An 11518-nucleotide genomic window follows, 5' to 3' on the forward strand; every position below is an offset into this window, starting at 1 on the left:
GCAGAAATAGGATGGAAATGCGATACTTTTGGTTTAAAAAATAAGCATATATGAAATATTTCGAACGTTATCTGCTGCTATTAGGGATGTTGGTTTTCCTGCTATCTCCATTCCTTCTTTCCCCTTTTTCAGTCTTTGAAGCCTTCCAATACCCACAATACCAAAATGTGCTTTTGGCCAAAATAGTCATCAATGTACTCCTTATAGGAGTCTTTATTTTTAACCTCAAGGTTTTGACTCCACGCTTGTTAGACAATAAGCGTGCGGTAGAATTTGCCTTCGTATTACTGGCTTTGCTCGTCTGCTTTTTAGTTGTCGACACTTTTTTGATGCGCCAGGTGCAAAGTCCATTTCCTGGCCCTGGGCTAGGCAATGGACCTATTGGAGAGCCACGCCCACCCCGGCCTAGGCCCGACGGGGGTATATGGGGAGGACTGGTTAACTTTCCGCAACTGATCGGCAACCTTATTCTATTCCTAGTCATCGTGTTGTCGAGTTCTATCCTTGTTCTGCTCAGGGAAAGGTTGCGCGAAGAGGATTTAAGAAAACAGATTCTATATGAAAAAGTAAAAGCAGAACTCTCGGTTCTGAAGTTGCAAATAAGCCCACATTTTTTGTTTAACACCCTCAATAACATCCGGTATTTGGCTAGGAGAAAATCCGATAAAACCGAAGAAGCCGTGGTGGAACTGGCGCAGTTGCTCCGCTATATGATTTACCAAGTCAACGACGATCGGGTACCTTTATCAAAGGAAATAGAGTATTTGCAACGTTATATAAAATTGCAGCAAATGCGGCTCCAAGCTCATACCCAGGTGCATTTTAAGTTTGCTGGAAACGCCGAACGTCATAGTATCGAGCCTTTGCTATTTATCCCCTTCGTCGAAAATGCCTTTAAATATGGCGTTCATGCCCATGAAGCCTCAAACATCACCATAGAGCTCACGGTGAGCGATACGGAACTACATTTTCTTTGTGAGAATAGCACATTTGGAGGTGCGGTACTGCCCGAATTAGGAGCTTCCGGTGTGGGAATTGCGAATGTTAAAAAAAGACTTCAACTTTACTACCCCCATCGGCATCGGCTTAGCCTTAGCGAGCTCGATGGGAAGTATGGTGTAGACCTTACCCTTCAATTGACCCATGGATAAAATAAAATGCATTGCTATTGACGACGAGCCCTTCGCTCTCGAATTGATAAGTGAAGATATTCAGCGATTAGATTTTCTTGAACTTGTGGGTTCCTTTCCGGGGCCCGATGCCGCCGGCAACCTGCTCAAAGAAGGGGAGGTCGACCTTATCTTCCTCGATATTCAGATGCCCACCATCACCGGAATAGAGTTCTTGAAGTCGACGCCTGTTCATCCCATGGTCATTCTGACGACCGCTTACGAGCAATATGCACTAGATGGTTTCGAGCTCAATGTAGTGGACTATCTCGTAAAACCCATTCCTTTTACTCGTTTTCAGCAAGCTGCCGAACGGGCTTTAAATCTGTTTCAATTGAACAAGCTGGCCAGTACTCAGCAGCCACTTCCACCCATCTATGTGAATACCCAATACCAAAAAGTAAAGATCGCTCAAGAGGATATCAGCTATGTTGAAGGTATGAAAGACTATGTCAAGATATATATCGAGAACCAGTCGGAGCCTATACTCACCCGTATGAACTTAAAAAAGATGGAGTCCCTGTTGTCCCCAGAGCGGTTTTGTCGGGTTCATAATTCCTTTGTGGTCCCCTTAGAGAAAATCACAAGCTCCTTACGGTCCAAGCTATTCCTAGGTTCGGTAGAAATCCCGATCGGGGAGAAGTTTGCCGAGCATTTTAGAGAAAGGTATCAGCAGTAGGAGGGGAAGGGGGGGATTCACCGTGGCATGTGGCCCCAGCATACTCATAGCCCGACAGATCCCATACCGACCCCACTCCAAGGTGGATAATCAGCGCGAAAACTACATAACTAAAACTGCTAACTACCAAGGCAGGAATAATGGCTCTATAATATTCTACCGCATGTTTGTGATGAAGAATCTCTAGTGCAAACAGACTTCCCCCCAGAGAGCCCCAAACAGGGCCGTAAACCCTGAGGCCATTCCGGCCATAGTCATCGATCTCATTTCTTCCCCCTTTAGACGTAATATCCGGCCAAACCAGGTGCCGGTTGATCCCATAACCTGTACCAGCGGGGCTTCTGGTCCTGGGCTCCCACCCGAGGCGACACAGAGAAGGGAGGAGCGTATCATCGATGTGTAGTTTTTGGGCTCTAGCTTCCCCTTAGAGAAGTGAATAGTATTGACCATGAGGTGAATCTCGCCTATGAAGTGGATCGCCAGGCCAGCCAATAGTCCGCTTTAGGGCCATTAACGGGATGACTTGCCAGCCAACATATAAACAAAAAACTCGAGAACGATCCAATAGGTACTTGTAATAGCTCCCCCTATGATCCCCAGAAGTGCCCACAGTAAGAAGGTTCTACTAAAAACGAAAGGGTTGAAATGGATCGGTTGGTCTAATAAGTTGGTAAAGGTGATAAGCTTCCTTTTATTATAAACAGTCACTGGATTGGCTACAAGGTGAAATTAAAATCTGGGCTAGGTTTGCTCGGTGACCTATGAGCGCACCAATATGCAGTACTACTTAAACCCAATTTTATTTAAGAATATTTACAAAGTGACTCAGGGTGTTTCACTTGGTTTGAGTCTTGATAGGTTATCCTAGGCTTTTGGAAATCTAACCCTTTCTAAGAGGACTTTAATATGGATGTGCCGGTTGCAAACGGTACTGACTTATTGAGCAATTATTGGAAAATTGGTACAAGTAATGATTAACTGGTTTTGATCACTTAAATATTGTATGATGAAGAGACATTTATGGACTGCCCCATTATGGGTGCTCATGCTCGTTTTATGCCTGATCCCTTGGGATTCGAAGGCGCAAATTTTGGCTTTTTCCCAGCAAGTAAACAAGGAACAGCCTGCTACGGTCAGAAAACCGCTCATTGGACTGCTGGAACAGCTGAAAGAGTATTATAAAGTAGAAATTCTTTTTGAAGCCAAAACCGTCGAAGGGATATATTCCAATAGTGCTGGTATCAACAAGAAGCAAGACCTGGAAAGCAACCTGAAGGCTGCTTTATGGCCGTTGGGGTTGAATTTTAAGAAGATTAATGATCATTCCTATATCATTATTAAGGGGCAAAGTCAGAAGAGCAAAAGAGCTGAAGCCCCAGCAACGGGCCTACAAGGGGGAAACCCATCGCCACCAGTACCCGATAAGGTACTTCAAACGATTACGGGTCAGGTGTTGGATGAGGAAAATCTACCCTTGCCGGGAGTTAGCGTGGTGCTTAAGGGAACGACTATCGGAACGACCACCGATTCGGACGGGCGTTTTAGTATTGAGGTTAGTAATCCTGGCGAGGTAATCAGCTTTTCGTTCGTGGGTTTTAAGTCCCAGGAAGTTACGGTGGGTTCACGAACACAATTGTCGGTCGTGCTTGAACCCAACCTGAGTGTTCTGGACGAGATCATTGTGGTAGGCTACGGCACCAAAAAGAAGGAAGAAGTGACCGGTGCCATAGCGCAAGTAAGTGGAGAGGCCCTAACCAGCCGTCCTGTCACCAAAGTAGGGCAAGCCCTGCAAGGCCTTATACCTAACTTGAATGTGACCAATCCAGACGGAAATCCCAATGCCAATCCTACTTTTAATGTCCGTGGTACCACCTCACTGAGTGGAGGAAGTGCCTTGGTGTTGGTCGACGGTATCCAAATGGACATGAATTTGCTGAACCCTGCTGATATTGAAAGTATTACAGTGTTGAAAGATGCGGCCTCGGCGGCCATCTATGGTGCTAGGGGGGCATTTGGAGTAATATTGGTTACTACCAAAAAAGGCTCGGTGAATAAGAAGGCCCAAATCAGTTATTCGGGCAGTATTCAGTTCAATAAGCCCACTTATCTGCCCGACTTATTGAGTACAACCGAATTTTTGGAGTCTCAGAATGTGGCGCAGTTTAATGTCAATGGCGGTCAGAAATACAGTGATGATCAGATCAAATGGGTGCAGGATTATATAGACGACCCTATCAATAACCCCAGTTACCATATTCTGCCTAATGGGAAGATATTTTGGAATTACCCCAATAATGTAATCGAAAATATGGTACAGCCCTGGGCGCCAGGACATAACCATACGGTCAATGTGACGGGTGGAAATGCAAAAACATCCTACTATTTCTCTGGGGCCTTCCTCAAGCAGGATGGGCTCTTCAAAACTTCTACGGATGTTTTTAAACGGTATAACTTCACCAGCAATGTCAGTTCGCAAATAACCGATTGGTTTAAGTTAGGAGCTAAGGTGAACTATGCTGCTACCGGCTACGACGAACCTCATAAATACCCTAACAAAGGTTCGGACTGGTGGGAGCAAATGACCCGAGGGGAGCCCCAGGTGCTTTTCCCGCAGTTTACCCCCGCCGACTCCCCAGTAGGAGCAGGTATTGCAACCGAAAATTTTGCGAATTTCTTGCAGAGTGGGTCTAGAAAGATCGATAATGCGACCACGGGCATTTATAGTGTGGATGCGGAAGTGTTTCCATTGAAGGGACTCAAGGTAAATGCTAACTTTTCGTATACCTCCAAAAGACAGAACATCAAGGAAAATCAAGTGGCCTTCCCCTACATTAGAGACACTTGGATTCCTCAAATATCGGGAACTTCTCCTTCCTTCGTCCAAAGAAATTTTAATTCCTCGGATTATTTTGCCGGAAATATTTATGCGGACTATGGCCATGTAATTAATAATAAGCATACCTTCTCGGCCTTGGTGGGTTATAACCAGGAATGGTTTAATGGCCTGGGTACGGTAGTTAAAAAACAGGATTTGATAAGTAGTGGGGTGCCCGTGCTCAACTTGGCGACGGGCCTGCTCACCACCGACGACAGTGAAACCTCCTGGGCGATCAGAGGAGTGTTTGCCCGTCTCAATTACGACTATATGGGCAAATACCTGATTGAGTTCAATAGTCGTTACGATGGGACTTCTCGTTTCCCTCAGGGCCGTCGATTTGGGTATTTTCCATCGGTTTCGGCCGGGTGGCGCGTCAGCAAGGAGCGGTTTATGGAACCTTTGCAAAAGATTTTACCAGAGTTGAAGCTACGGGCTTCTTATGGTAGTTTAGGAAACCAACTGGTATCGAGCAATTTTCCCTATATTTCTTTGTTTGGTATCAACAACCAGGTACCCTATATCCTAGGCGATGCCCTGCCCTTAGGAATTACGGCGCCTGGTCTAGTTAGCCCGGGCCTTACCTGGGAAAAAGTGTCTACCCTCGACTTCGGGGCCGATGCCAATTTACTAGGGAAGCTCAATCTAGGTTTTGACTGGTATAAACGAACCACTTCAGGAATGCTGGTCGCAGGCGATAAACTGCCTGCCGTTTTGGGTACCGATGTCCCACAGAGAAATGGGGCCGAGCTGGAAACTACTGGTTTTGAATTTAGTATAAAATGGTCGGACCAGCTTAAAAATAATCTGAGGTATGATGTAGGGGTGGTATTGTCCAATTACAAAGCCATCATCACCAGGTTTGATAATAATCCCAATCTATTGATTGGAAACAACTATGTAGGTAGAGACGTAAATGAAATCTGGGGCTTCGAAACGGTAGGGATTTTCCAACAGTCCAGCGACGTGGCCAGTGCTGCTAACCAAGATCAACTGGGTAATTCGGGCAAGTGGGGGGCTGGAGATATTCAGTATAAAGATTTGAACGGAGACAATGTCATTTCCCGAGGGGCCAATACCGTTACCGATCCCGGCGACCAAAAAATAATAGGGAATGCAACGCCTCAATACCAATTTGGTATTACGGGTAACCTGGAGTGGAAAGGTGTCGACCTTGCCCTGTTATTGCAGGGAGTAGGAAAGCGGGATTATATACCTACTGGAAATTACTTCTGGGGGGCTATTAATAACGGAGGGGCCGTAGGAACTAAGGAGGTATATCGGAATTCGTGGACCCCCGAACGACCCGATGCCTATTATCCCATCTACAAGTCGGGGTCCGGCTATAATATCCAAGCCCAAACGAGGTATATGCAGAATTCGGCCTATATCAGGCTCAAGAATATCGCCTTGGGGTATTCCTTTCCAACGAAGTTGACGACCCCCATCGGATTGAATAAAGCCAGAGTCTACTTTTCGGGTCAAAATCTATGGGAATTTACCCAGCTAAAGGGAAATTTTGACCCCGAGGTCATTGGCAATGGAGGATTGGGGATCTTCTATCCCTTGCAAAGAGTGGTGTCGTTTGGTATCCAATTAACTTTTTAATTAGACAACAACTATGAATAGTAAAATAATAAAAGTCTCGTTAGTTGCGTCGATCTTATTTACGGCGGCTTGTTCCGACGATTTTTTGAATCGTTATCCAACCGATTCACTCAATGAAGAGAATTTTTGGCATAATGAAAATGAGCTAAAACAATATGCCAACGATTTCTATCGGGTATATACTGGGCATGGTACCGCCACAGGCTGGAGCCCGATCATCACCGGCGACAACCAAAGCGACAATATGGTGCCACTTGACTTTAATCTGGTAGCAGCTGGTAAGAATATCGTTCCCACCTCGGGAGGAGGGTGGAGCTGGACCGTGATCCGGTCCTGCAATTATTTTTTGCAACGCTATAATCAAACGCCTATCAGCAAAGAATTGAAAGATAAATATGCAGGAGAAGTTCGTTTTTTTAAGGTGTTGGATTACTTTGAAAAAGTGAAGGATTTTGGCGATGTTCCCTGGCTTTCCAAGGATCTGGATTTGGATTCGGAAGAGCTCTATGCTCCTAGGGATAGCAGGGTGTTGGTGATGGACTCCGTGTTGGCCAATATCGATGCCGCCATTCTGACCCTGCCCGATAAGGCCACCGCTGAGCCAGGTCGTATTAATAAGGATATCGCATTGATGTTAAAATCCCGTATCTGTTTGTACGAAGGCACTTATCGTAAGTATCGTAATATAGAAGGTAGCCAGAAGTTCTTGACAGAGGCCGCTAGTGCCTCAGGAAGGCTGATTTCGGAAGGGCACTACCAAATTCACAATACTGGCAATCCTGACGAAGACTATGCATCTCTTTTTAATTCCCTCGATCTGAGTGGTAATAAGGAGATGATCCTATACAAAGCCTATATTACGGGCTTACTAGGGACGGCCACAGTATGGAACTTACAGAATAATAACTTCAACACGAGTGCTTCCAAGTCCTTGGTAGAGTCCTATTTGTGTGCCGACGGGAAGCCTATTTCTCAGAGTGAGCTTTATAAAGGCGACGATTCTATACTAGATGAAATGGCCAACCGGGATCCACGCTTAAAACAGACCATCACTTATCCTGGGACTGGGATTCAAGAATCATCAAAGATTCCTGCCATTTCTGGATCGGGGATTAGCGGGGTAGGTATTGTTCCTACTGGTTACCAGATCCAAAAGTACTGGGTAGAAGATCAGCAGGAGTATGTAAGGATACAAAATGGTATTCTGGATGCACCCACCTATCGATATGCCGAGGTGCTGCTTATACATGCCGAGGCGTATGCCGAACTCGGGACTGCCACTCAGTCTATCATCGATAAGACCATCAATTTGCTTAGAAACAGGGCCGGAATGCCCCATATGGTGGTGTCGGAATTGATAAAAGATGCTCAATCCGACTTTCCTGGGCTTGGCGTATTGCTCGATGAGATCCGACGCGAAAGACGGGTAGAACTGGCCATAGAGGCCTTGCGATACGATGACTTGGTACGCTGGAAGGCGGGTTCATTACTCAATAAACCGGTGTTGGGGATGAAGTTTATCCAGTCGGTATATCCGAAAGCCGTGGTGGGAAACAGTATATTTGTTAATGACCAGGGCTTTATTCTACCATATGGCAAGTCGCTGCCCTCCGGAAGGTCTTACGATGAGAATAAGAACTATTTGTTGCCCCTGCCTTTGGATGAGCTGGCTTTGAATCCTAATCTGGAACAAAACCCTGGGTGGTAGCGAATATTAACCGTCTTTTTACTTGGAGACGACCAGCTAATAAGGTCATTATGAAGGTCTTTTATTCGTGATTTGAAAAATAATTTTCACCTGCAAGGTACTTCTGTTGATAACCATCAACAGAAGTACTAGCTGCAATTTTTATAGTAAACAGATATGAATTACAAAAAAACGATGATTTTAAGATGGGTAGTGGCCCTATCCTTTTTGACCGGTACGTTGGCCATGGCAGCTGAGCAGGGCGACCAACCCAAGAAAGGTAAACCCAATATCATTTTTATTTTTACAGACGATCAGCGGTACAATACCATTCATGCCCTTGGGGGAAGTCAGGTGATTACCCCTCATTTGGACGGATTGGTCAATAACGGAACCACCTTTACGCATGCTTATAATATGGGCGCCTGGGGAGGTGCAGTATGTGTTACCAGTCGTGCGATGCTGATCACCGGCATGTCGGTATGGGATGTCCAGGAGGAGGAAAAGGATTATTCGAGTCTACTGGGAAAGAAAGGGTTTTGGCCCCAACAAATGAAACTAGCTGGCTACGATACGTATATGACCGGTAAGTGGCATATCAAACAGAACCCTAAAGATATATTCGATCGGGTGGAACATGTGCGCCCTGGAATGCCCAACCAAACTCCTCAGGGGTATAATAGGCCGCTTTCGCCAGCCGATACCACTTGGCAGCCATGGGACCAGCAGTACGAGGGCTTTTGGAAAGGAGGCACACACTGGACTCAGGTGGTGGCCGACGACGCGGTGGGATATATCGATCAGGCTTCCAAAAAGGACGAGCCGTTTTTTATGTATCTAGCCTTCAATTCCCCCCATGATCCCCGCCAGGCTCCTAAGCGCTGGGTGGACCGTTACCCTGTTCAAGATATCGAATTGCCAACTAGCTACCTCGATGAATATCCATTTAAAGAAGAGATGGGCGCAGGCAAAGGGTTAAGAGATGAAAAATTGGCACCTTTTCCTAGAACCCCTTACTCCGTAAAGAAAAATATCCAAGAATATTATGCCAGTATCTCCTATACCGACGAACAAATTGGTAGGATCTTGGAAGCTCTTAAAAAAAGTGGAAAAATGGATAACACCTATATTTTCTTCACCGCCGACCACGGCTTAGCCGTAGGGCATCATGGCCTGATGGGCAAGCAAAGTATGTTCGATCACAGCATGCGTCCACCTCTGATCGTGGCCGGTCCTGACATCCCCAAAGGGGAAAAGCGCAGTCAGGATGTTTATTTACAGGACATTATGGCTTCGGCCTATGAACTGGCCGGAATCAAAAAACCGGAACACGTTTATTTTAACAGCCTTTTGCCCATGGTTAAAGACAAAAATAAGCCGAGTAGCTATAAGAGTATTTATGGGTGCTATACCATGGAACAACGCATGGTAAGAACACCCAAATACAAAATGATCGTTTACCCGAAGGCCAACAAGATATTGCTTTTTGATATGGTAAAGGACCCCGAAGAGCTTCATGATATTGCGGGGGATCCGGCTAATAAGGCGATACTAAAATCGATGAAAGCCAAGTTGATTCAGCAACAAAAGGAAATGAATGATAAGCTGGACCTAACGGCATACTTAAGCAAAATATAAGTCAGTATAAAACGGGAAAACCTAATGAATTTAAGACGAACATTTTCGCTTTTATTTTTCTTTCTCTGGATGGTTGGGGGGCACTACGCCTTCGCTCAACAACCGAATATCATCTTTATTTTTGCCGATGACTGGGGCTATGGCGATTTGGGATGCTATGGTAACCAGGAGGTGGCTACGCCCAATCTGGACCGTCTCGCCTCTCAAGGAACCAGGTATACACAGTTTCATGTAACGAGTGGGGTATGCTCTCCCAGCAGGAGTTCGGTTCTGACGGGCCATTTTCCGGCCCAACATCATATCCATGGTCATTTTGCAGGAAATGCCGTGAACGCCCGGCGTAATATGCCCAATTGGCTCGATGAGACCTTGCCCGTGTACCTGCCTAGGCAGATGCAGCAAGCGGGATATACGACTGCCCATATTGGCAAATGGCACCTAGGGGGAGGGGGAAAGCCTCATGGAGACCCCACGGCTCCAGAACCTAAGGTGTATGGTTACCACGAGACCAGAGTCTGGAACGGTAACGGCCCCACTTGGAAGGGCGATCAGCTTTGGCCCACCACCCGGTACATGGACGATGATACCGTATGGATCCAAAATTCGAGCCGAATAGCGGTGGATGCTACCATCGACTTTTTGGACCGACATAAAGGGAAATCACCGATGTTTGTGAATTTATGGCTGAAAGACCCACATACTCCATTGGCCCCCACCGATGAGCAGCGTAAGCCGTATAAAGGGCTGGAACCCGATAAGGAGACTTATTACGCCGTATTGACCGATGCCGACCATCATATAGGTCGACTGATGGAGGCCCTCACCGCTATGGGCCTGGACGACAATACCCTCGTGATATTTAGTAGTGACAATGGCCCGGCCAATTATGCCCCGGCTCGTCTAGCAGGGTCTACGGCCGGCTTGAAGGGACGGAAAGCCGATATCTTTGAGGGGGGAGTGAACGTGCCTTTGATGATGCGCTGGCCTGGGCATATTGCCAAAGCCGTGGTCGACAGTCAAACCGTGCTTTCGACTGTCGACTTATTACCTACCTTCGTGGAACTAGCCGGAGGAACACTCCCTGCAGGCTATGAGCCCGATGGAGAAACCTTCGCCGGTCTGTTTGATAAAAGGCCATTTACAAGGACGAAACCGTTGTTTTGGGAATGGCGCTTCCCATATCTTGGGAGTGACCCGTATCGGCAGGATAGCTGGGCTACTTTGGCCGTCAGAGCTGGGAGCTGGAAACTGTTGGCCAATAAAAATAGGACCAGAATTGAACTCTATGACCTCACAACCGATCCATTTGAAAAGAAAAATAGGGCTAAAAGCAAGCCCAGTGTGGTTTCTAGCCTGTTAAGCCAGTGGGACGGTTGGAAGGCCAATTTGCCCGAATAAGCACAAGAGTGCTCTGAGTCCTAACGTTGAAGTGCCTGTGAAGCCATAGGGGCATTACTGACTCAGCATGCCGTGTTTTGGAACCCCGACTGTGCTTCGAGCGGTATGGTTAGGAATCGTCTATACGAATAACCATACCGCTCCTATGCTATAGGTCCCATAGCCCTCGATAAAGTGGTTGTTTAGAAGTTATGGCCTATGCATGGTAAGATGATACCGATAGGGCCTGGTTAAACTATAGTTTCTGGAAATTATATAATCTTATCTTATTATTTGTTTAATTTTTTCATCGGTATAAGGTGTTTATAATCAGGTTATTAGGAAATTATTTAGAATTTAATTAAAATTTTTAGGGAAATAACCCAAAATAGAAAATCATTTGATTATTATTGTAACTTTAATGGTGATGATATATTGCCTGAGTACCCTCGTCGATTTGGCTGGGCCTTTATTTTCGATTTAGC

General features: G+C 46.0%; 7 protein-coding genes. 6 read left to right on the forward strand and 1 reads right to left on the reverse strand.

Annotated elements, in window-relative coordinates:
* The first annotated feature begins 50 nt into the window (after positions 1-50).
* Both CLV98_RS11675 and CLV98_RS11680 read left to right on the forward strand, forming a co-directional pair.
* Positions 51-1151: a sensor histidine kinase gene (locus CLV98_RS11675; protein WP_109674519.1), complete on the forward strand. Its 1101-nt coding sequence runs from the start codon at positions 51-53 to the stop codon at positions 1149-1151.
* A complete protein-coding gene (locus tag CLV98_RS11680) occupies positions 1144-1848 on the forward strand; it encodes a LytR/AlgR family response regulator transcription factor (protein WP_109674520.1) in 705 nt (234 codons plus the stop codon). The genes CLV98_RS11675 and CLV98_RS11680 overlap by 8 nt, the downstream gene beginning before the upstream one ends.
* 183 nt (positions 1849-2031) lie before the next feature.
* On the opposite strand, the gene CLV98_RS23900 is transcribed toward CLV98_RS11680, so the two are convergent.
* Entirely contained in the window at positions 2032-2298 is a 267-nt protein-coding gene (locus CLV98_RS23900; RefSeq protein WP_229203331.1) for a chloride channel protein, read from the reverse strand.
* 553 nt (positions 2299-2851) lie between these two features.
* On the opposite strand from CLV98_RS23900, the gene CLV98_RS11690 reads away from it, so the two are divergent.
* From CLV98_RS11690 to CLV98_RS11705, 4 genes are all read left to right on the forward strand, one after another.
* Positions 2852-6331, forward strand: a complete 3480-nt coding sequence (locus tag CLV98_RS11690; protein ID WP_109674521.1) for a SusC/RagA family TonB-linked outer membrane protein — start codon at positions 2852-2854, stop codon at positions 6329-6331.
* 13 nt (positions 6332-6344) lie between these two features.
* Positions 6345-8039, forward strand: coding sequence for a RagB/SusD family nutrient uptake outer membrane protein (locus CLV98_RS11695; RefSeq protein WP_109674522.1), 1695 nt, complete (start codon positions 6345-6347; stop codon positions 8037-8039).
* A 156-nt stretch (positions 8040-8195) separates the two neighbouring features.
* Positions 8196-9656 (forward strand): sulfatase family protein, encoded by a 1461-nt coding sequence (locus CLV98_RS11700; protein ID WP_229203332.1) that lies wholly within the window; start codon positions 8196-8198, stop codon positions 9654-9656.
* A gap of 24 nt (positions 9657-9680) precedes the next feature.
* Positions 9681-11054: a sulfatase family protein gene (locus tag CLV98_RS11705; protein WP_109674523.1), complete on the forward strand. Its 1374-nt coding sequence runs from the start codon at positions 9681-9683 to the stop codon at positions 11052-11054.
* The last annotated feature ends 464 nt before the right edge of the window (positions 11055-11518 follow it).

It is taken from the genome of Dyadobacter jejuensis (genome assembly GCF_003149085.1).
In the GTDB taxonomy this organism is placed as follows: Bacteria; Bacteroidota; Bacteroidia; order Cytophagales; family Spirosomataceae; genus Dyadobacter; species Dyadobacter jejuensis.